20 protein-coding genes are annotated in these 21578 nt (G+C 65.6%); 12 read left to right on the top strand and 8 right to left on the bottom strand.

The window, feature by feature from the left end; genetic code table 11:
* Positions 1–432, bottom strand: a complete 432-nt coding sequence (locus BMI86_RS04235) for a MarR family transcriptional regulator (RefSeq protein ID WP_078539888.1) — start codon at positions 430–432, stop codon at positions 1–3.
* A 110-nt stretch (positions 433–542) separates the two neighbouring features.
* Here BMI86_RS04235 and BMI86_RS04230 point away from each other — a divergent pair, with 110 nt between their 5' ends.
* The gene (locus BMI86_RS04230) at positions 543–2432 is read left to right on the top strand and encodes an FAD-dependent monooxygenase (protein ID WP_078539887.1); all 1890 of its coding nucleotides are present in this window, start codon (positions 543–545) and stop codon (positions 2430–2432) included.
* Positions 2433–2439: 7 nt separating this feature from the next.
* Here BMI86_RS04230 and BMI86_RS04225 read toward each other — a convergent pair whose 3' ends face one another.
* A complete protein-coding gene (locus BMI86_RS04225; RefSeq protein WP_078539886.1) occupies positions 2440–3300 on the bottom strand; it encodes an NAD(P)-dependent oxidoreductase in 861 nt (286 codons plus the stop codon).
* A gap of 376 nt (positions 3301–3676) precedes the next feature.
* Here BMI86_RS04225 and BMI86_RS04220 point away from each other — a divergent pair, with 376 nt between their 5' ends.
* Genes BMI86_RS04220 through BMI86_RS04210 form a run of 3 tightly spaced genes read left to right on the top strand, consistent with a single transcriptional unit; the run spans position 3677 to position 7366 of the window.
* Positions 3677–4396: a sugar dehydrogenase complex small subunit gene (locus tag BMI86_RS04220; protein ID WP_078539885.1), complete on the top strand. Its 720-nt coding sequence runs from the start codon at positions 3677–3679 to the stop codon at positions 4394–4396.
* Complete coding sequence (locus BMI86_RS04215; RefSeq protein ID WP_078539884.1) at positions 4396–5991, top strand: GMC family oxidoreductase; 1596 nt, start codon at positions 4396–4398, stop codon at positions 5989–5991. The genes BMI86_RS04220 and BMI86_RS04215 overlap by 1 nt, the downstream gene beginning before the upstream one ends.
* A gap of 1 nt (position 5992) precedes the next feature.
* Complete coding sequence (locus tag BMI86_RS04210) at positions 5993–7366, top strand: cytochrome c (RefSeq protein ID WP_078539883.1); 1374 nt, start codon at positions 5993–5995, stop codon at positions 7364–7366.
* A gap of 9 nt (positions 7367–7375) precedes the next feature.
* On the opposite strand, the gene BMI86_RS04205 is transcribed toward BMI86_RS04210, so the two are convergent.
* A complete protein-coding gene (locus tag BMI86_RS04205; RefSeq protein ID WP_281480106.1) occupies positions 7376–8656 on the bottom strand; it encodes an ATP-binding protein in 1281 nt (426 codons plus the stop codon).
* 29 nt (positions 8657–8685) lie between these two features.
* The gene (locus BMI86_RS04200; RefSeq protein ID WP_078539881.1) at positions 8686–9381 is read right to left on the bottom strand and encodes a response regulator transcription factor; all 696 of its coding nucleotides are present in this window, start codon (positions 9379–9381) and stop codon (positions 8686–8688) included.
* Between the two features lie 73 nt (positions 9382–9454).
* Here BMI86_RS04200 and dsbD point away from each other — a divergent pair, with 73 nt between their 5' ends.
* Genes dsbD through BMI86_RS04185 form a run of 3 tightly spaced genes read left to right on the top strand, consistent with a single transcriptional unit; the run spans position 9455 to position 12743 of the window.
* Positions 9455–11383: a protein-disulfide reductase DsbD gene (gene dsbD, locus BMI86_RS04195; RefSeq protein WP_078539880.1), complete on the top strand. Its 1929-nt coding sequence runs from the start codon at positions 9455–9457 to the stop codon at positions 11381–11383.
* Entirely contained in the window at positions 11380–12132 is a 753-nt protein-coding gene (locus BMI86_RS04190; RefSeq protein WP_078539879.1) for a L,D-transpeptidase, read from the top strand. Before dsbD ends, BMI86_RS04190 begins: the two co-directional genes overlap by 4 nt.
* On the top strand, positions 12129–12743 hold the full coding sequence (locus BMI86_RS04185; RefSeq protein WP_078519831.1) for a DsbA family protein: 615 nt from the start codon (positions 12129–12131) through the stop codon (positions 12741–12743). The genes BMI86_RS04190 and BMI86_RS04185 overlap by 4 nt, the downstream gene beginning before the upstream one ends.
* A gap of 103 nt (positions 12744–12846) precedes the next feature.
* Here the strand turns inward: BMI86_RS04185 and BMI86_RS04180 are convergent, their stop codons facing one another.
* From BMI86_RS04180 to BMI86_RS04170, 3 genes are all read right to left on the bottom strand, one after another.
* Positions 12847–13422: a YSC84-related protein gene (locus BMI86_RS04180; protein WP_078539878.1), complete on the bottom strand. Its 576-nt coding sequence runs from the start codon at positions 13420–13422 to the stop codon at positions 12847–12849.
* Positions 13423–13586: 164 nt separating this feature from the next.
* On the bottom strand, positions 13587–14627 hold the full coding sequence (locus tag BMI86_RS04175) for a glycosyltransferase family 4 protein (protein WP_078539877.1): 1041 nt from the start codon (positions 14625–14627) through the stop codon (positions 13587–13589).
* Positions 14628–14803: 176 nt separating this feature from the next.
* Entirely contained in the window at positions 14804–15826 is a 1023-nt protein-coding gene (locus BMI86_RS04170; protein ID WP_078539876.1) for a LacI family DNA-binding transcriptional regulator, read from the bottom strand.
* Positions 15827–15934: 108 nt separating this feature from the next.
* Here BMI86_RS04170 and BMI86_RS04165 point away from each other — a divergent pair, with 108 nt between their 5' ends.
* The 4 genes from BMI86_RS04165 (at position 15935) to BMI86_RS04150 (ending at position 19521) form a co-directional block, all read left to right on the top strand.
* The gene (locus BMI86_RS04165) at positions 15935–16471 is read left to right on the top strand and encodes a gluconokinase (protein WP_210402685.1); all 537 of its coding nucleotides are present in this window, start codon (positions 15935–15937) and stop codon (positions 16469–16471) included.
* A gap of 24 nt (positions 16472–16495) precedes the next feature.
* The gene (locus tag BMI86_RS04160; RefSeq protein WP_078539875.1) at positions 16496–17515 is read left to right on the top strand and encodes a TRAP transporter substrate-binding protein; all 1020 of its coding nucleotides are present in this window, start codon (positions 16496–16498) and stop codon (positions 17513–17515) included.
* A 72-nt stretch (positions 17516–17587) separates the two neighbouring features.
* Entirely contained in the window at positions 17588–18199 is a 612-nt protein-coding gene (locus BMI86_RS04155) for a TRAP transporter small permease (RefSeq protein ID WP_078519826.1), read from the top strand.
* Positions 18196–19521 (top strand): TRAP transporter large permease subunit, encoded by a 1326-nt coding sequence (locus BMI86_RS04150; protein ID WP_078539874.1) that lies wholly within the window; start codon positions 18196–18198, stop codon positions 19519–19521. The genes BMI86_RS04155 and BMI86_RS04150 overlap by 4 nt, the downstream gene beginning before the upstream one ends.
* Positions 19522–19596: 75 nt before the next feature.
* On the opposite strand, the gene BMI86_RS04145 is transcribed toward BMI86_RS04150, so the two are convergent.
* The gene (locus BMI86_RS04145; protein WP_078539873.1) at positions 19597–20601 is read right to left on the bottom strand and encodes an LLM class flavin-dependent oxidoreductase; all 1005 of its coding nucleotides are present in this window, start codon (positions 20599–20601) and stop codon (positions 19597–19599) included.
* Between the two features lie 149 nt (positions 20602–20750).
* Here BMI86_RS04145 and BMI86_RS04140 point away from each other — a divergent pair, with 149 nt between their 5' ends.
* Positions 20751–21554 carry a crotonase/enoyl-CoA hydratase family protein gene (locus BMI86_RS04140; protein WP_078539872.1) on the top strand — a complete coding sequence of 268 codons (804 nt, stop codon included), beginning with the start codon at positions 20751–20753 and terminating at the stop codon, positions 21552–21554.
* The last annotated feature ends 24 nt before the right edge of the window (positions 21555–21578 follow it).

The following is a 21578-nucleotide window of genomic DNA, read 5'->3' as shown; positions in this document are numbered from 1 at the left end:
TCAGTCCTGCGGGGCGACAGCCTTGCGGGCGAGCGCGATGAACTGCGCGGCCTCTTCCTCGCTCAACCCTTCCAGAATCTCCGCCTGCAGCCGCGTCACTACGGGCCGCGCGCCGTCCAGTGCCGCTGTCCCCTCCGGTGTCAGATGCAGGCTGCGCGCGCGCCGATCAGTCTCGCTGATGGCCCGCGCGACAAGCCCCTTCTGCACCAGCCGCTTCACCACGTCGCCGATCGTCGCGCGGTCATAGGCGATGCGCGCGGCCAGCTGCGCCTGATCCATTCCCGGCTCGCGCGACAGCGCGTCGAGCGCCGCGAATTGCACCGAGGTTAGCTCCACCGGGGCGTCCTTGATCCGCTTTTGGAACACCGCCGTCGAGCGTTGATTGAGACGTCGGATCAGGTGGCCGGGCAGGGTTTCGAGATCGCGTTTCATCGAGGGCGCTCCGGTTTGGGGGTCCTATTCGATATGTATACTTACCATATTGACGTGGCGCCAGCCTTTCCGGTAATGGTAAGTATGCATATCAATTGGGAGGGCGCGCTATGCAGTTTCATCTGAACGGGTTCACTACCGGCGATCCGGCCATCGCGCCGCGTCATCCGCAGGCGGGGGAGACGCTCGACGCGGTCGATGTGCTCATCGTCGGATGCGGCCCGGCGGGGCTGACGCTTGCGGCACAGCTTGCAGCCTTCCCCGAGATTTCCGTGCGCATCACCGAGCGCAAATCCGGCCCGCTCGAAGTCGGGCAGGCGGACGGCATAGCCTGCCGCTCGGTCGAGATGTTCGAAGCTTTCGGCTTCGCTGAGAAGGTGATGAAAGAGGGTTATTGGGTAAACGAGGTCGCCTTCTGGCGGCCCGGTGCGCAAGGCGAGGGCCTGCAGCGCGCCGACCGGATTCAGGACGTGGCCGATGACCTCTCAGAGATGCCGCATGTCATCCTCAATCAGGCGCGGGTCCATGATTTCTACCTCGAGACGATGCGCAACGGCGCGCGCCGTCTGGCCCCGGATTACGACCGCGCGCTGACCACGCTCACCCGCACCGACGACCCCGATTACCCGCTGGTCGCGACATTCGACTGCCTCGATGCGCCGGGCGAGACCGAGACGATACGCGCGCGCTATGTCATCGGCTGCGACGGCGCACGCAGCACGGTGCGCAAATCCATCGGGCACGAATTGCATGGCGAATCCGCGCGACAGCTTTGGGGCGTGATGGATGTACTGCCGGTCACCGATTTTCCCGATATCCGGCTCAAGGCGGCGATCCAGTCGGCAACCGAGGGCAGCATCCTGATCATCCCGCGCGAAGGCGGCTATCTGGTGCGGCTCTATATCGAGCTCGACGCGCTGCATGGCGACGAGCGCGCCGCGGATCGCAATGTCAGCGCCGAGATGCTGATCGAGAAGGCGCAGTCGATCCTCGCCCCCTATACGCTGGAGGTGAAGGAGGTCGCGTGGTGGTCGGCCTATGAGATCGGCCAGCGTGTCTGCGACGGGTTCGACGACAGCGACAGCGACAGGGACGGCGACGGCGCGACCGAGCCGCGCATCTTCATCGCGGGCGACGCTTGCCACACCCATAGCCCGAAGGCCGGGCAGGGGATGAACGTCTCGATGGCGGACACGTTCAACCTCGGCTGGAAACTGGCCGCTGTGCTGCGCGGACAGGCGCGGTCCGAATTGCTGCAGAGCTATTCCGAGGAACGTCAGGCCAAGGCGCAAGAGCTGATCGACTTCGACCGCGACATGGCGCGGCTGTTCAGCGCGAAGCCGCAGACCAAGGAGGAAGAGGCGCAGTTTCAGGCCTATTTCCAGAAACACGGGCGCTATACCGCCGGGGTCGAGACGCAATACGCGCCGGGACTTCTGATTGGCGACGCCGCGTATCAGGCGCTGGCGGCTGGGCAGGTCGTGGGCAAGCGCTTCCACTCCGCGCCGGTGGTGCGTTTGGCGGATGCGAAGCCGGTGCAGCTGGGACATGCGTTCAAGGCGGACGGGCGCTGGCGGCTGCTGGCGTTTGCGCCGACGGGAGACACCGGCGAGACGGGCGGGGCGATCGCGCAGCTATGCGACCGGCTCGACGGGCCGGAGGGGCTCATTCACCGCTTCACGCCGGAGGGCGCGGATATCGACAGCGTCATCGACCTGCGCGCGGTCTTCCAGACGCCGCATCGGGAAATGCGCATCGAGGCGCTGCCCGCGCTCCTGCGTCCCAAGAAGGGGCGCTACGGGCTGGTCGATTACGAGAAGGCCTTCTGTCCCGCCGTCCCCGGCCCCGACATCTTCGATCTGCGCGGCATCAACCGGGCGCAGGGTGCCTTGCTGGTGCTGCGGCCCGATCAATATGTCGCGCAGGTCTTGCCGCTCGACGCGGTGGATGCGGTCGCGGATTTCTTCGACCGCATCCTGATCCCGCAATCGGCAGGCTGAGGGCGCCTCAGTCGCGGTTCACCTGCACGACGCCGGTCATGTTCTCTGCGCCATGACCGGCCTCGCTGGCCCGCGCAAAGAGGCGTTTCGCGGCCTCGGTCATCGGCATCCGCGCTTCGCCGCCCTCGGCGATGGCATAGCGGAAGTCCTTCGAGATCAGATCGACCGGGAATTGCGGCGTGAAATCCGAGCGCTGCATCGTGCCGGTGATATAGGGCGCGTTCGGCGTCCAGATCGGGGTGGAGGACAACGCCTCCAGCGCAAGATCGACATCCATGCCGCCGCGCTCCAGCATCGGAATGATCTCCGCCCAGGCGGCGACCTGAACGCCCAGCATCGCATTCGTGGCGAGCTTCATCCGCGCGCCCATGCCCCAGGTGCCGACATGGTGCTGCGCCTTGGCCAGCGGGTCCAGCACGTCATGCACCCGCTTGGCGGTCTCGGCCTCGCCGCCGAGGAAATAGACCAGCACACCGTTCTCCGCCTGCGGCAGCGTGCCGGAGACCGGCGCTTCGAGAAAGCGTCGCTGCTGCGCGGTGGCAAAGCTGGCGAGCTCTGCCGCCCCCTCGGGCGTGATGGTCGAGCTTTCGATTGCGATGGCATCTTCGGGAAGCCCGGCGAAAGCGCCGGTTTCCGGGTCGCACCAGACCTCGCGCGAGACCTCGGTGTCGCGCAGCATCGAGATCGTGAACTCGGCCTGTGCTGCGGCGTCGCGCGGGGTCTCGGCCTGCGTGGCCCCGGCCTCGACGAGCGGCGCGCAGCGCTCCGGCGTCCGGTTCCAGACGATCAGATCGTGGCCCGTATCCAGAAGTGTCCGCGCCATCCGCGAGCCCATCGCGCCCATGCCTAGAAATGCGATCTTTGCCATGCTCTGCTCCTGTTCGTGAGGGTGTTGCTGGCCGAATGCGACGTGCCTTCGCGGGGTTCCGGAGGTGGCGCGCACATCCCGGTGACCGGGCCGATTTCAGATGCGGCCGCGTTCGTTTGCGAGAATACGTGAGGGGATATCGAACGCGCATCCCGCGGCCTTTGTTCCTTGACGATAACGTGCGGTAGCGGGCGGTTGCTGGCCCCGACTGCGGCCCTACCGTCAACCTACGCCACCCCGAATGCGTGAAAGCGTCACGATTATGACGAAGGCAGCCACGATCCGACCGCTCCTTCCGCGCGATTGCGCGGGGATTGAGGGTCACTGCGCATGGCTGTTGCTTACGCTCCGTTTTTAGCCCCGGGAGGAGGATGCCATGAGCCTCGACCGCAGACGTTTTTTGATCGCCCTGGCAGGCACCGTGCCACTTGCAAGTTTGACACCCGGTTTCGCCCGTGCCGCCGATAGCGCCGCGCCCAGCGATGCCTTTCTTTCCGTGAGCCGCGCGATCTGCGGCAATGACAGCCTCTCGAAGGAAACCGCCGCGCGGATCGAGAAGCTACTGAGCGAGGACGAGGCAGGCTTTGCCGGTAAGCTGGACGGGCTCGCTAATGCGTTCGACGGCAAGGACCGCGCCGCCGCGATTGAAAGCCTCAGTGACGACCAGACCACCCTCGCGCTGAGCATCGCGAAGCCGTGGTATCTCGGGTTCACCGGCTCCCCCTCCGCGCGCATCCTGAAAGACGATGCCGAATTCGCGACCTTCCTCGAGGCGCAGGCGCTGACGAAGGTGAGCGACATCGTGCCCCTGCAGACTTACCCCTCCGGCGGTGCCGGCTGGTGGCAGGAGGTGCCCAAAGGTGTCGATGCCTCGGACCTGCCCGAGGAAGCCACGAGCTGGGAGTACCAGCCCAAATCCAGCTACGAGCTGCAATATCCCGATCCGGCATGGCTGGCCTATGCCAAGGGTGAGGCCGACAGCGTCGACGCCGCCCGCAAAGCGCAAGGCGCGGACAGCGGAGGTGGCACCGGTCAGGGCGCCAGTGGCTCGCCCAACCCGGCATCCAATTCCGACTCCCAGCAGGAGGCACAGTAATGGCTGATTTCGATGCAGACGTGATCGTGGTCGGGTCGGGCTCGCTCGGCGGTCTGGCCGCGCAGCAGATCGCACAGGCGGGCCATTCGGTGATCGTGCTGGAGGCAGGTCCCGACATTCCCGACTGGAAAGTCACCGAGAACTGGCGCAACTCGCCGCGCAAGAACAACTTCAACGATCCCTTCGGCGATGTGCCCTATGCGCCCAACAGCTTCACGCCCGGCTATGTCGATCCGCATCTGACCGGCGGGCTCGAGGTGTTTCCCGGCACGCTGCGGGTGCTGGGCGGTACGTCGCGGCACTGGACGGCGGCGACGTGGCGGCTCTTGCCCGAAGACATGGCGATGCACTCGACCTATGGCATCGCCGAGGACTGGCCGATCAGCTACGACGATCTGGAGCCCTTCTACACGCAGGCCGAATACGAGATCGGCGTGAACGGCCAGAAAGGCTTCGACGAGAGCGGTCTGGGCAAGGGCGAGACCTACCCGCCGCGCTCGAAACCCTATCCGCTGCCGCCCGAGGCGAAACCCTACGCGACCCAGCGGTTGCAGCAGCAGGTGGCGTCGATGGGCTTCCGCGTCGATATCGCGCCCTCGTCACGGCTGTCGCAGCCCTACGACAACCGGCCCGCCTGTATCGGCAACAATATCTGCAACTGGAATTGCCCGATCGGTGCGAAACATTCGGGCTATCACGTGGTTCAGAAGATCCGCGACCTGGGCGTCGAAATCCGCACGCAGGCCATCGTCGACAAGATCGAGACCGGCGACAAGGGCAAGATCACGGCGCTGTCCTATATCAACCCCGAAGGCGACCGTACCCGGCTGACCGCGAAGATGTTCGTGATCGCCGCGCATGGCTACGAGACGCCGAAGCTCTTGTTGATGAACGATCTCGCGAACAGCTCCGACATGGTCGGGCGGCGGCTGATGGTCCACCCGACGATCGATATGACATGGCTCTCGCCCGAGCCGTATTGGACCGGGCGCGGCCAGAATATTCACGGTGCGATCATGCAGCGCCGCGCGCTTCCCGATCGCGACAAAGTGCCGTCGACGCGCTACGACCTGCTCAATGCGCCACCCGAGGAAGGCATCGCGCAGGAGCTGTTGAAGGACGGCACGCTCGGCCCCGAACTCGACGCGAAAATTCGCGACCACTCGGCCCGCGTCTTCACCGCAGAGGCGCTGACCGAGGACCTTCCCGATCCCGCGAACCGGATCGAGGTGAATCCCTCGTGGAAAGACGCCGTGGGCCTGCCCGGCATCAAACTGACCTACAAGCTCTCGGATTACACCAAGGCGAACCTGCCGCGGCTGATGGAGGATTACGCGCGCTTTCTGCAGGCGACTGGTGGCACCCGCGTCTCCGCGCCCGAGAAGTTTATTTGCCAGCAGCACGTGATGGGCACGACAGTCATGGGCAGCAAGGCCGACGAGGCGGTCTGCGACGCCGATCTGCGCTGTTTCGACCACGAGAACCTGTTCCTTGTGACGACCGGCGTGATGCCCACGGCGGGCGGTGTGAACCCGACGCTGACCGGCATGGCGCTTGCGATCCGCGCGGGCCAGACCATCGCGAAGGAGCTTTGAGATGCGTGTTCTGATCCTAGCGGCCTCCGTCTTCGCTGCGATGTCCCCGCTCGCAGCCAACGCGCAATCCGGCTCCGATGCTTCGGGAGGCGACCTCGTGAAGCGCGGCAAATACCTCGCCATCGCGGGGGATTGCTCCTCCTGTCACGCGGAGAATTTCTCGGGCGGCAAGGAGATCGAAAGCCCGATCGGCGCGATCTATGCGCCCAACATCACGCCCGACCAGAAGACCGGGATCGGCGACATGACCGAGGCGGATTTCGAAGGTGCCCTGCGTCGCGGCAAGTCCGACACGTGGCTTTACCCCGCGATGCCTTACACCCATTACACCGGTCTGACCGATGCCGATGTGAAAGCGCTCTGGGCCTATTTCAAACAGGTCAAACCGGTCGAGAACGACGTGCCCGAGACCGATCTGGGCTTTCCCTTCGTGCGTCCGGCGATGATGGGCTGGAACACGCTGTTCCTCGACAAGGGGCATCCGCCCGGCGCGGCGGATGTCTCGGGCGATCAACTTCAGCGCGGGCGCTATCTGGTGGAGACGCTGGAGCATTGCTCGTCCTGTCACAGTCCGCGCGGGACGCTGATGCAGGAGGATACCAGCAAACACCTCGCCGGGGGGATGCTGAACGGTTGGTATGCGCCGAACCTCACGCCGTCTGACAAAGGCGGTCTGGGCGACTGGAGCGAGGCCGATATCGTGGCCTATCTCAGCAAGGGCCGAAATGCGCATGCCGTCGCCGGCGGCGAGATGGGGCTCGTGGTCTCGCGCTCCACCTCGAAGCTGTCGAGCGACGACCTCACGGCTATTGCGAAATACCTGAAGGCTGTGAAGCCGGTTGACACGCAACCCGAGGCCAGCGGACCCGACGGTCAGGCGACGCTCGATCTGGCCGCTTTGGAGGTGCCCAATGGCGATTGGCAATCCGTGGTCGGCCACAATACGACAGACGGGGCGACGCTCTATCAGGGCGCCTGTGCGACCTGCCACGGCATGAACGGGCAGGGGACCGCCGCGCCAGCGCTGTCCAAGATCTCCGACGTGCGCTCTGCGAATGCGGCGAATGTCGTGCAGGTGATCGCGCATGGGATCAACATGCCAAACGATACGCGCCACGTCGCCATGCCCGGATTTCAGCGCACGATGAGCGATGCGCAGATCGCTTCAGTTGCGAGCTATGTGCGCACCAATTTTGGCGGCGTCGATGGCGAGGTGACCAAAGGGAGCGTCGCCAACATCCTGAGCGGCAAACAGCAGGTCAGTTGGATCATCGCGAACGCCGCGCAGTTGGCTTGGGCGGCGATCGCCGTGGCGGTGCTTCTGGTACTGGCGCTGATCGGTTGGGCTGTGATGCGGACGCGGCGCAGGGCCTGACGCCGCGCCTCACCCGGCAGGCAGATCGACCCGCGTATGATGCCCGTCCGCGCGCATCTCGAAGCTGAGCGTGCCGCCCAGACGGGTCAGCGCGTCGTGCGCGATCGAAAGGCCGAGGCCCGAGCCATTCGCGTCCGCGCCCTTGCCCTTGACGAATTTCTGCCCCGCCTGCTGCGCGATCTCGGGTGGCAGGCCCGGCCCGTGGTCGTGAATGTCGACCAGAAGCGCGGCGTCGGAGGTGGTCACGCTGACCTTGATCGCCGCGCCGTCCGGGCTCGCCTGCACCGCGTTCTCGATCAGGTTGCGCAGGGCGAGCGACAGAAGCAGCGGGTCGCCTTCCACCGTCGGCGCGCCCGGCGCGCTGTCGAGTTCCAGCGTCACGCCGCGCCGCGTGGCCAGCCCCGCCAGATCGCCAAGTACCTGCCGCAGAAGCCCGTTCAGCTCCACCGACGTGGCGCGCGCCTCGCGACTGTCCACCTGCGCCAGATCGAGAAGTTGGCGCACCATCCGATCGGTCCGGTCCACCGAGGTCGAGATCGCGGCGAGCGCGTGTTCGCGCGTGTCGGTATCGGGCGCGTGGCGCGCGATGTGCGCTTGCGTCTTCAGCCCGGCGAGCGGCGTTTTCATCTCATGCGCGGCATAGGCGATGAATTCGCGTTCGCGCCCGCGCGCCGCAGCCAGACGTGCCAGAAGGTCGTCGAGAGCGCCTGCAAGCGGGCGGATCTCGCGGGGCTGTCGCGCGGTGCCGGGTAGGGCGCGCAGATCTTCGCTCGGCCGCGCGTCCAGATCGCGGGCGAAGCGGTCGAGCGGGGCCAGACCGCGCGAGATCGCAACCCAGATCAGCCCCCACATCACCGGCAGGATCACCAGCGCGGGCCAGAGGAACCCCTCTATCACATCGCGCACCAGCCGGTTGCGCATCGCGAGACTGTCGCCCACCGTGACCTGCCCGCCCAGATCGGGATCGATGATCGTGTAGACCCGCAGGCCCTTGCCGTCGCGTGTCACATCGCGGAAGCCGGTCGCATCGGCGGGCACCAGCTGCGCGCTCGGCGCCCCGTTCGAGCGTCCGACGAGCCCTTGGGTGAAAGACCAGATCTGGCAGAATTGCTGATGCTCGTAACTCTCGTTATGCGACAGTGTGATCTGTGCGGGACCGTCCCGATTCAGCGAGATCTGGTTCTTCGACACCAGCGACGAGACCATGCGCGCCGCCTCCACCAGTCGCGCATCGAGCACCCGCGTCACCTCGGCGCGGGTGGAATTCTCGATCCAGAACACGGCGGACAGCCAGACGGCCAGCGTCGCGCCGGTGAGGATCAGGAAGAGGCGGAGGCGGAGCGAGATGGCGAGGTCTCCTCTGGGCGCAGACGGTAGCCGATGCCGCGCAGGGTTTCGATGAAATCGCGCCCGAGTTTGGCGCGCAGATGGTGGATATGGACTTCGACGGCGTTGCTCTCGACTTCCTCATCCCAGCCGTAAAGCCGGTCTTCGAGGTCCGATTTCGCGAGCACCCGTCCGGGGCGTTCGGCCAGCGCCTGCAACACCGCGAATTCCCGGCGCGAGAGTTTCAGTGGCTGGCCGTTGAAGGCGGCGCTGCGGGTGCCGGGGTCGAGCTCCAGCCCGGCATGGGAAATCTGCGCGACCGCCCGCCCGTCCGACCGACGCGAAAGGGCCCGCAGCCGGGCGGCCAGCTCGTCCAGATCGAAGGGCTTGCCGAGATAGTCATCCGCGCCTGCATCCAACCCCGCGACCCGGTCCTCGACCTGATCGCGCGCGGTCAGCAGCAAGACCGGCAGCCCGGCGCGGCCCGCGCGCAATTCGCGCAGCAGTTCGAGACCGGAGCCATCGGGCAGCATCAGGTCCAGCACGAGCGCGCGATATTCCGCCCCGGCCAGTGCCGCGCGGGCGTCCTCAAGGCAGGACACGACATCGGCGGTGAACCCGGCCATGCCGAGCCCGACCCGCAGGCCGTCCGCCAATATGCTGTCATCTTCGACGACGAGTATGCGCATCTTTTCTCCTTCGCGGCGGATACACCGCACGAATCTTAAGACTGACTTAAGCTTCACCCGCGATCCGGCCAACATGAACGCAAAGGCTCTTTCCCGTCTATCGCTGCGCGCCCTCTGGGGCGTGTTTCTGGTCTCATTGCTGTTGCCCGGCCTCGCTGCGGCGCAAAGCTTCGATCTTCTGAAGCCCAAGGGAGGCAGCGGTCCGCTGTCGCCCGAAGAGGCGTTTCAGGTCGAGACCGCGTGGCAGGATGACGGGACGCTTGCGGTCTCCTTCGATATCGCGCCGGGCTATTACCTCTATCGCGAGCATCTGACGGTGAGCGCCGAGGGCGGCGATTCACCCGCGATCGAGACGCAGCGGGGCGAGATGAAGGACGATCCGAATTTCGGCACGGTCGAGGTCTGGCACGATCATACCGAGGCCGTGGTGAGCGACATTACCGCGCCCTTCACGCTGCATTGGCAGGGCTGCGAGGAAAAGGGGCTGTGCTACCCGCCGCAAAGCCGCGAGATCGTGCCGCCGGGCGGGGCTGCGACTGTACCCGCATCCGGCGCGGCGCAATCGAACCAAGCCGCCGGGGTACCGGATTATGCGCAGAGCGCCGCGTCCTCCGCGCCTGCTGCGAGTTCCGAGGCCGATAAGCCTACGCCTCCCGCATCCGCCTCCGAAGCGAGCGGAAACAGCCTGAACCTCTCCTCCGATGACGGCCTCGTCGCGGGGATCGCGGCGAAGGGCGGCTGGGCACTGGTCGTGGCGTCCTTCTTCGGCTTCGGTCTGCTTCTGGCCTTCACCCCTTGCGTGCTGCCGATGGTGCCGATCGTGGCCGGGATGCTCGGCGCGCAAGGCAAAGACCTGACGCCTGCGCGGGGGCTGGCGCTGACCGGGACCTATGTGCTGGCGATGGCGGTGGCCTTCGGGCTTCTGGGCATCGTGGCGGCGTGGTCGGGGCAGAACCTGCAATTCCTGATGCAGGCTCCTGCGACGGTGATTGCGCTGGCGCTGTTGTTCGCCGTTCTCGCGCTGTCCTCCTTCGGCCTGTTCGAGCTGCGTCTGCCGCAGGCGCTGACCAACAAGGTCAGCTCCGTGCAGGGGCGGCGTGGCACGCTGGCGGGGGCGGCGATCCTCGGCTTCTCCTCGACGCTGATCGTCGGGCCTTGCGTGACGGCTCCGTTGGCAGGTGCCTTCCTCTATATCGCGCAGACGGGCGATGCGGGGCTCGGAGCTTCGGCGCTGTTCGCGCTGGGGCTGGGGCAGGGTGTGTTGCTGATGGCCGTGGGGCTGTTCGGCTCGGCGATCCTGCCGCGCATGGGCGAATGGATGGTCGGCGTGAACCGCGCCTTCGTCTTCGTCTTCCTAGGCGTGGCGATCTGGCTCTTGAGCCGCGTCATCGCTGGGCCTGTGATCCTCGCGCTCTGGGCGCTGCTGCTGATCGGCGCAGGCGTGGCCCTGGGCGGTCGCGACCGGTTCGGACCGGAAAGCTCGGGCCTGCGCCGCGTGGGCGGCGCACTGGGTGTCGCGGCGCTGCTGGCCGGTGCCATCGAGGGTGTCGGCGCGGCGAGTGGGGCTGCTGATCCGCTGCGCCCCCTCGCGCCCTTCACCGCAGGCCAGACAGTCATGGCGGCCTCCTCGGACGTGCTGACCGAAGACGACTTCACCCATGTCGAGACGCCCGAGGCGCTCGACGCTGCGCTGGCCGCCGCGAAGGGCGCGCCGGTGATGCTGATCACCACGGCCGAATGGTGCACCGAATGCGTCACCATCGCGCGCGAAGTGATCCCCGACCCGCAGGTGCAGGCCGCGCTGCGCCGCGTCACGCCCATCGCGGTCGATGTGACCAAGACCGGCGCGCCGCAGCAGGCGCTTCTCAAGCAGTTGGGCGTGATCGGCCCGCCGACGCTGATCTTCCTCAGCCCCGACCATTCGGAGGCGCAGGGCACCCGGCTGATCGGGGATGTAACCGCGCCGAAACTCACGACCTCGCTTTCGGAGATCGCTCAATGACCCTCACCCGCTTCGCCCCGCTCGCGCTGATCGCCCTCGCGGCCTGCGCGCCCGAGCCTCCCAGCCCGGCCCCGCAACCCGCGCCGCAAGCGCCGCAGCTCAGCGCGCGCGTGAAAGCAATCTACGGCGCGATGGAGGATGACGGGCGCACGATCCCGGCGGTGGATCCGAAACTTCTCAGCGAAGAGAAAGCCCGTCAGGAAGTCGATTACTGGACCGACGAGCCGCCGGGCACGATCGTCGTCGACCCTTGGGCGCGCAAGCTCTACCTCGTGCAGAAGAATAACCGCGCGCTGCGCTACACGGTCGCCGTGGGAGAGGATGGGCGCGGCTTTTCCGGCGAGGGGCATATCCCCTATCAGCGCGACTGGCCGAGCTGGACGCCGACCAAGAGCATGATCAAGGAAGACCCTGAGCTTTACGGCCCGGTGAAGGACGGGCTGGCAGGCGGGCTCGACAATCCGCTCGGCGCGCGGGCGCTTTACCTGCATCGCGGGAACAAGGACACGCTCTACCGCATTCACGGAACGATGGATGACAGTTCCATCGGCAAGGCGACCTCGGCAGGCTGCATCCGGCTGTTCAATCAGGACATCATCGACCTCGCCGACCGCGTCCGCTCCGGCACGCATGTCGTCGTGCTGACCCGTGCCGAGAGCGGCAAGGGTACGGTGCCGCCGGGCCAGCCGCTGCCGTCCGTTCCCTACTCCCCCGAAGATTTCCCCCAAACCACAGGAGACGACACATGATCGATCGCCGGAATTTCCTCACCCTTGCAGGCGTTGCCGCGGGCTCCACGCTGATCCTGCCGACGGCGAGCCTCGCGCAGGCCGATATTTCGCCCGAAGCGGTGTTCCACGACCCCAAAGCGCCCGCGCTCGGTAACCCGGATGGGGACATCACGCTGGTCGAGTATTTCGACTACCAGTGTCCCTACTGCAAATCGAACCATCCGGTGGTCGAGAAGGTGACAAAGGAAGACGGCAATTTGCGCGTCGTGATGAAGGACTGGCCGATCTTCGGCGCGCCGTCGGTCTATGCCTCGCAGCTTGTGCTGGGCGCGCAGAGCATGGGCAAATACGAAGCGGGCCTCGAGGCGCTGATGGCGACGCAAGGAAAGCTGTCGAACGACCTGATCGAGAAGACGCTCTCCGAGGCCGGTGTCGATCCGGAGAAGGCGATGGCGGGCTACAAGGCCAACCGCAAGGAGATCGACGCGCTGCTCTCGCGCAATGATGCGCAGGCGGTGGCGATCGGGCTGCGTGGCACGCCCGCCTATATCGTCGGGCGCGACGTCTATCCCGGCGCGGTCGATGCCGACACGCTGCGCAAGGCGATCAGCGACGCGCGCCAGGCCTGAGCCGCGCGCCACTTCGCCGGACAAACAAAAGGCCCCGGGGGTGAAGCAAACCCCGGGGCCTTTCTCATCGCGGGTCTTCCCCAGACGGGGAAGACGCCTGCGATTAGCTGTTGTCGCCGTTTTTCCAGATGCGCAGCGTGCTGACCTTCGCGCCGCCGTTCAGGCCCGAGCTGTCGAAGACATAGACGCGCGGTTTGCCGCTCTCGACATTCGCGGTCGCATTGGCGTTGACGACGGTGATGCCCGCGCCTGCGCCGACATGCCATTCGCCGCCATTCTGCACTTCGCTGACCGATTTCTTGGTCGGGAAGACGTAGATCTGGCTGGCCTGCTTGGCGCCGAGCTGGAGGCCGACCGACGCTTTGCCGATGTCGTAATAGCCCTGAACCTTTCCATTCTCGATCAGCGCGCCGGAGCCGCCCGAACCGCCGATACCGAGGTCGACTGTGGTCACTTCGGGAAAGACCAGAACGGCTGCGGAATTGGTCGCGACCTGCTGGCAGGTCTCCTGGAGGCTGGCGCATTGCTGCAGTGCTGCAGCGACGTGCTTGTCGAGATCCGGACGCGGCTTGACGCCTTTCGCGTGGTCCATCGCATTGGCGGGCGATGCAGCGAGCGCCATCGTGCCCATCAAGGTTGCGGCGATACCAGCGGTGAGGGTGCGGGTCTTGGATTTCATGAGATGCCTCCTTTTGAAATTACGAAGATGAAACGGCCTCGCACGCTCAACGTTCCTTTTCGGATCAATCACATAAGGCAAAAAATCGTGTCGGAACCGAAGGCGCGATCCGTGAATTCGCGCGCCCGGAGGGAAGAGGCGAGGCCGCCCGGTTTTCGTTCCGCTCAGAGGCTGTCGAGCACCGCGCCCATGATCGCCGCCGTGTCGCGCCAATCCGGCAGGGCGGTCCCCGCCACCGCCGAGGCCGCGCCCATTCGCTCCCGCAGAGCAGCGTCTTGGAGAAGCTGTCGCAGTGCCTCGGCGAAGTCGAGATGCGCGTCCACCGGCACGAGAAACCCGGCATCGGGCGGCACCGTGTCGGGCACCGCGCCCGTGCGGCAGGTTACGATAGGCAGCCCGTGCAGCATCGCCTCGCCGAAGACGATCCCGTAGCCCTCATAGCGCGTCGCAAGCGCGAAGATCGAAGCCGCGCGATAGGCCGCATCCAGAGCGTCGCGCTCCATCCGTCCGGCAAGCTGCACCCGCTCGCTCAGGCCGAGCCGTGCGATCCTTGCCGCGAGCGCGTCGGCGACCTCCGGATCATGCGCGCTGCCCACGATCTGCGCGCGCCAGTCCAGATCGGCGATCTCCGCCAAGGCATCGATCAGCACGTCATGACCCTTGCGCGGCGCCAATAGCCCGACCGCGAGAATCAGCGGCGGGGTCGGTCTCGCGCCCTCAACGACCGGCGGACGGTCGAAGCCCGGAAGCGCGATCGAAATCCGTTCAGGGGCGACGCCGAACTCCTTTTGCAAAATGGCGCTGGTATGCGGGCTCGGCACGACGACGTGGGCAGCGCGGCGCAGGTTCTCTGCCTCACGTGTCAGCAAGTGCTGCGCGCGGTCCTCGGTCAGCCCGGTCTCGAGCCCAAGCGGATGGTGCAGCATCGCCACCACGGGCGCGGACATCGCGTCGAGCACCTCCGGGTCGATCGAGCCGAAGACCAGCCCGTCGATGATCACCGGCACCTCCGCGGGAATGGCGGTCAGTTGACGTCGCGCGGTCTTGGTCTCCTCGGGCGTCGCATCGGGGAAGCCGGGCGGCAGTTCCAGATGCTCCACACGGCGACCTTCGGCCCGCAGCGCCTCGAGCAGCTTGCGCTCGTAGATGAACCCGCCGGTCAGTTGCGTGATATCCCCCGGAATGGCGAAAACGGCTGGCGTCATGTCATGTCTCTCCCGATCTTATCTGGCGCGTTGCTCTGCCCCGTAGCGGCGCAGCACCACGCGCTCGACCCGCTCAATTCCGAGATAGGCCGCGACCGCCACGAGGGCGAGGAGAACGACCGAACTCCACAGCATTCCGTATTCCGAGGTCGCGGCGGTCAGCGCCTTCAGCCCGCTTAGTGCCCGCGCGTGGATCGACGTTGCATGACCTGGAAGCCGAGGTCGACGACCTTTTCCTGCGCCGCACTCCCCGACAGCGCATCGAGGATCAATTGCACCGCGCCTTCGCCCATTTCGCGGCGGAACGTGCGCACCGAGGAAATCGAGGGCTCCGCGGCGGCCATCATCTCCATGTCGTTGAACCCGCAGATGCCCAGATCGTCCGGGATCCGCAGGTTGCGGCGCTGCGCTTCGAACATCGCCCCAAGGGCTAGGTCGTCATTGATGCAGAAGATCGCGTCGGTCTCGGGGGCGAGATCCATCAGCTGCGCGAGCAGATGACTGCCCAGCGTCACCGAAGAAGGGCGGGTGGTCGTCTGGATGCGCTTGCCTTCCTCGATGCCATGGGCACGCAGCTCGTCGCGGAACCCGTGCAGACGGCGCTGCGTGCGCGGATCCATCCGCGCGCCCAAGAAACCGGGGCGGCGATAGCCCTGCGCGATCAGATGCGCGGTGGCGGCGCGGGCGGCATCGTAATGCGAGAACCCGATCATCCGGTCATAGGGGGCGCTGCCGGTCTCCATGATCTGCACCACCGGGCAGCCCGCCTCGCGCAACAGCGCCTGCGCAGCCTCGGTCTGATCGATCCCGGCCACGATCAGCCCGGCGGGGCGCTGGCGCAGGAAAACGCGGATCAGGTTCTCTTCCGACAGCGGCGCGTAGCGCGAATAACCAAGCTGCACCGAATGATGCGTGCCCTCGACCGCGGAATAGATCCCGTCCATCACATCGGCAAAGACGTTGTTCGACACCGAGGGCAGGATCACCCCGATAATGTCCGACCGTGTCGACGCGAGGGCGCGGGCCGCAGGGTCCGGCAGGTAGCCGAGCGATTCGATTGCGGCGGCGATTTTGTCCCGCACCGCCGGCGAGACGACCTCGGGATTGCGCAGGGTGCGCGAAACAGTGGCAACGCTTACACCGACATGATCGGCGACGTCGCGCATCGTAACTGATTTGTTTACATTGTTTTTATTCATTGCCCCTCCCCGTGGCCGCACCCCTTTTTTAAAAGGGAGATTGACGAATGTAACCGCTTACATTACGCCTCTGTGTCCAAGAAACACCTGCGAACCCGGTAAGGCAAGATGGTAAACAGCAGCAGCGCAAACGCGACACCGGTCCTTGTGATGGGCGTTTGCGGCACCGGCAAGACGACGGTGGCGCAGCGCGTGGCGCAAGCGGTGGACGGCGTGTTCCTCGATGCTGACGATTTCCATCCGCCCGAGAATGTCGCGCATATGGCTGCCGGTCTGCCGCTCAACGACGAGATGCGCTGGGACTGGCTCGACCTCGTGGCGAAGGGCGTGATCGAGGCGGGGCGGGACGGCCGGACGGTCGTTTTCGCCTGTTCGGCGCTCAAGCACTCTTACCGGGACCGCCTGCGCCAGAGTCTCGGCGTGATGCATCTCGCGCATCTCACCGGGCCGCGCGACCTGATCGCCCAGCGGATGGCCGCGCGCGAAAACCACTATATGCCGATCGCGCTGCTCGACAGTCAGCTGGCCGATCTGGAAATGCCGGGGCCCGACGAGGCCCCGCTGAGCTGCGATATCCGCGAAGCGCCCGAGGCGCTTTGTGCGCAGATATTGAACGCCTGGGGCCTCACGGCCCCACAAGTTTGATTTCGTCTTTTAAGGGAGGACACCATGACGAAACCGATCCGTAAAATCGCCCTCGCGAGCGTCGCCGTCGTGGCGCTGGCCAGCGCTGCGAATGCCGAAACCCACAAGTACAAGTTCCAGAGCTCGGACCCGGCGGGTAACCCGAACTTCGAACTGCAGCAGAACTGGGCGAAGGACCTCGCGGAGCGCACCGATAACCAGATTCAGGTCGAGATGATGCCCGTGGGCTCCGTCGTCGAGCATAACGAGACGCTGGACGCCACCGGTGCCGGTATCATCGACGGCATCGTGACCGACATCTCCTATTTCGCGGGCAAAGACCCGGCCTTCTCGCTGCTGGGCAACCCGGTCGGCGCATGGTCGAGCACCGATCAGCTGCTCGACTTCATGAACAATGGCGGTGGCCAGCAACTCGCGAACGACCTGTTCGAACCCTATGGCGTGCATTACGTCGGCTCGACCACGACGGGCCTCGAGTCGCTCGTCTCGAAAGTGCCGCTCGACGGCGTGGCGGACCTGAAGGGGCTGAAGATGCGCGCGCCGGAAGGCCTCGTGCAGGACGTCTTCGCGGCGGCTGGCGCGGCTCCGGTGAACCTGCCGGGTTCGGAAGTCTACACCGCGCTCGACAAGGGCGTGATCGACGCGGCCGACTACACTGTGTTCTCGACCAACCAGGCGCAGGGCCTCAACGACATCGCGCCGAACCCGGTCTATCCGGGCTTCCACTCGATGCCGCTCGTGGGCGTCGCGATGAACAAGAAGGAATGGGAGTCGCTCTCGCCCGAGCTGCAGAAAGCCTTCGAAGAGTCGGTGAAGCAATTCGCGGACAAGGAAGTCAGCGACCTCGCAGAGGCCGACAAGAAGGCCGTGGCCAAGGCTGAAGAAGGCGGCAAGATCCACATCCACGACTGGTCGGATGAAGAGCGCGCCAAGTTCCGCCGCATCGCGATCACCCAGTGGGAAAAGGTTGCCAAGAAGTCGGACAAGGCACAGCACGTCTATGACGTCCTGACCGACTACCTGAAGAAGAACAACCTTCTCTGATACCCTATCGGTGCGGGGCTGCGATCGCGGCCCCGCATCTTTTCCAGTTTCCTGACAGCAGCGGTTTTTGCAATGTCACAACCCGAGAATAACGGGGTGGATCACCCCGCACATGATCCGCACACGCCGGAACCGGTGCAGACCGAGGACGAGGCGGCGACCATCCCCGAAGCGGGCATCCTCGGCCGCGCGATCAACGCGGTGGGCATCGTCTTCGCGCTCGGCATCATCGCCTCCGCGCTGATCCTTCTGAACGAGGTCGTGCTGCGCTACGGCTTCGACAGCCCGACGATCTGGGCGCATGAGACGACGATCTTCCTCTGCGCGATGGCCTTCGTCTATGGCGGGCTCTACTGCGTCGTGCGCAACAGCCATATCCGCGTGGTGCTGATCTACGACATGGTCACCGGCCGGGCGAAGCGCATCCTCGACGCGATCATCTCGCTGATCTGCCTCTTCGCGGCCGGCTTCTTCGCCTGGGCCGCCTACGGCATGGTGATGAAGGCGACCTTCCGCCCCGGTGGCGATGTCCATTTCGAGACCTCGGGCAGCGCCTGGGATCCGCCATTCCCGGCCTATCTCAAGATTTTCCTTCTCGTGGTGCTCTGCCTCATGGTCGTGCAATTCATCATCATGGCGGTGAACTACCTGCGCGGCGCCTTCGCATCGGAGGCGGGTAAATGATCGAACATCTTCTGAGTTTCGACCTCTCCGCGCTGGGCATCGGCTACGGCACGGTTCTTCTCTTCGCGCTGCTGATCGGTCTTCTGCTGACCGGCATGCCGCTGGCCTTCGTGACGCTGCTCGTCGCGCTGATCTTCGCGCTTGGCTGGTTCGGGCCGATGGCGGTGCCGCTGATCACCAGCCGCGTCTATTCCTTCGTCTCAAGCTTCGTCTTCGTCTCGGTGCCGATGTTCGTGATGATGGCGGCGTTGCTGGACCGATCGGGCATCGCGCGCGATCTGTTCGAGGCGATGAAACTCGTTGGCGGCCGGATGCGCGGCGCGGTGGCGGTGCAGACGATCTTCGTCTCGGTCATCCTCGCGGCGATGTCGGGCATCATCGGTGGCGAGATCGTCCTGCTGGGTCTTCTGGCTCTGCCGCAGATGATCCGCCAGGGCTACGACCGAAAGCTCGCCATCGGTGTGATCTGCGCGGGCGGCTCGCTGGGCACGATGGTGCCGCCGTCGATCGTTCTGATCATCTACGGCCTGACCGCGAATGTCTCGATCGGGGATCTGTTCACCTCGGCCTTCATCCCGGGCTTCATGCTCGCGGCCTTCTACGTGATCTTCGTGATCATCCGGGTGAAGCTGAACCCCGATCTGGCCCCTATGCCGGAGCCCGACGACCGTCCGTGGTCCGAGAAGATCAAGCTGCTCAAGGGACTCGTCCTGCCTGTGCTGGTGATCGGTTTCGTGCTGGGCTCGATCTATGGCGGGATCGCCTCGGTGACCGAGGCCTCGGCGCTCGGTGTGGCGGGCGTGATGCTCTCGACGATCATCCGGGGCGAGCTGACGCTCTCGATGCTCAAAGGGGCCGCGCTGCAGACGCTCGCGACCTGCGGGATGATCGTCTGGATCGGTATCGGGGCATCGGCTCTGGTCGGCGTGTTCAACCTGATGGGCGGGATCGACTTTGTCTCGTCGCTGCTGAAAGGCGTTTCGGACACCCCGATCATCGTGATCCTGACGATGATGGCGATCCTGTTCTTCCTCGGCATGTTCCTCGACTGGGTGGGGATCGCGCTGCTGACGATGCCGATCTTCGTGCCGATCGTGAAAGACCTCGGCTACGATCCGGTCTGGTTCGGCGTGGTGTTCGCGATGAACATGCAGGTGAGCTTCCTGTCGCCGCCCTTCGGGCCAGCCGCGTTCTACCTGAAATCGGTCGCACCGAAGGACATCTCTCTGGGCGAGATCTTCCGCTCGCTGCTGCCCTTCATCGCGATCCAGATCTTTGCAGTGGGGCTGTTGGTGGCCTTCCCGGCGATCACCGGGCACTGAAGCGAAAAGGATTGAAACGAAAAGAGGCGGGCTTTCGGGCCCGCCTCTTTGCATGTCTAAGTGTCGAACCGTGCCTCAGGCCGCCGCGGGTTGCTCGCGAAACTCGCTCAGGACCTCGGCGGCGATCTTGAAGGACTTCTGACGCGCATCCGCGTCGTGGATCATCCCGGTCACCATCAGCTCGTCGGGCTCGTATTGCGCGATCAGGCGCGCCAGATCATCGCGCACCTTGTCCTTGGATCCCGTGGCCGAGCAGGACAGCGCGCGCTGCACCTGAACCATCATCTGCGGCGGTACTTCGGACAGATCGTCGGTCGGGTGCGGCAGCTTGCCGGGTTTGCCCGAACGCAGCCGCGCAAAGGCCAGCACCTGAGACGAACGCAGATATTGCGCCTCTTCGTCCGTGTCGGCGGCAAACACCCCGGCGGCCATCATCGCATAGGGTTTGTCGAGATAGGCCGACGGGCGGAAGCTCCGGCGATAGATGTCGAGCGCGTCGCCCAGCATGTCGGGCGCGAAATGCGACGCGAAGGCGTAGGGCAGGCCGAGATAGGCGGCAAGCTGCGCGCCGTAGAGGCTCGAGCCAAGGATCCAGATCGGCACATGCGTGCCCGCGCCCGGAATGGCGCGCACCCGGAAATTCTCTGCCTCGTCGCTGAAATAGGCGAGCAGCTCCTGTACGTCCGCGGGGAACGTGTCCTCGGGCGACATGTTGCGGCGCAGGGCGCGGGCGGTGCCGCCATCGGTGCCGGGCGCGCGGCCCAGACCGAGGTCGATCCGGTCGGGATAGAGCGTGGCGAGCGTGCCGAACTGCTCGGCGATCACCAGCGGCGCGTGGTTGGGCAGCATGATGCCGCCCGCACCGACGCGCATCGTCTTGGTCACCGAAGCGACATGGCCGATGAGCACCGAGGTCGCGGCGCTCGCGATGCCGGGCATGTTGTGATGCTCGGCCAGCCAGAAGCGGTGATAGCCCGCGTCTTCGGCCATCCGGGCCAGATCGGCCGTTCCCGCCAGCGCATCGGCTGCGGTCTTGCCTTCGGGCACGGGCGACAGATCGAGAAGTGAGAATTGCTGCATGGGGAACCTCCGTCGGGGCAGAGCTAGCGCGCCGCGCAGAGCTGTCCAACGCCGCGCGGCATTTGATCTCTGACTTATGACCCCGCGTTCCGCTTTGCGAGGGGGCGGCGGGTCTGCATAGTGCGCAGACCCAAGCGAGGAGGATGGACATGGCCGACCCGGTGCAGATTTCGGTGAGCGCGCAAGGCGTGGCGGAGGTGACCCTCAACCGCCCCGAAAAGAAGAACGCCTGGACCTTGGAGATGTTCGACGCGCTGGCTGACGCGGCACAGAGCCTGTCGCAGCAAAAGGGCCTGCGCGCGGTGATCCTGAGCGGCGCGGGTGGCTGTTTCTCGGCCGGGCTCGACCTGAGTGTGATGCAAAGCTTCGCCGCCGATCTGGCGGGGGTGAAGGCGCAGATGGCCGAACGCGATGGGCAAGGCGCGAACCGCTTTCAGCGCCCGGTGACGCGGTGGGCGCAGCTGCCCGTGCCGGTGATCGCCGCGATCGAGGGCGTGGCCTTCGGGGCTGGGATGCAGCTGGCTCTGGGCGCGGACTTCCGGATCGCGGCGCCCGATGCGCGGCTGTCGATCATGGAGGCGAAATGGGGGCTGATCCCCGATATGGGCATCTCGCAGAGCCTGCCGAAACTGACCCGTGCGGATGTCGCGAAAGAGCTGATGATGACGGGCCGGGTGCTGGAGGCCGAGGAGGCGCAGAGGCTTGGGCTGATCACGCGCGTGGCCGAGAGCCCGCTGCAGGCGGCGCGCGACATGGCCGCCGAATTCACCCTGCGCTCCCCCGAGGCGCTGGCTGCGAGCAAGGCGCTGGTGGAGCAGGTATGGACCATGCCGCCGGGCGACGGTCTGGCGTTGGAAGCTGAACTGCAGGCCGAGATCATCGGCGGTCCCGCGCAGATGGAAATGGTGATGGCGAACCTGCAAAAGCGCCCGCCGAACTTCTCTCAAGGATAGAATGTCAGCGAAATGTCTATAAGG

The sequence above is a fragment of the Thioclava sp. DLFJ5-1 genome (assembly GCF_002020115.1).
GTDB classification, from domain to species: domain Bacteria; phylum Pseudomonadota; class Alphaproteobacteria; order Rhodobacterales; family Rhodobacteraceae; genus Thioclava; species Thioclava sediminum.
Note: the sequence above shows the minus strand (reverse complement) of the source record. Positions and strands in the feature narration are given on the sequence as shown.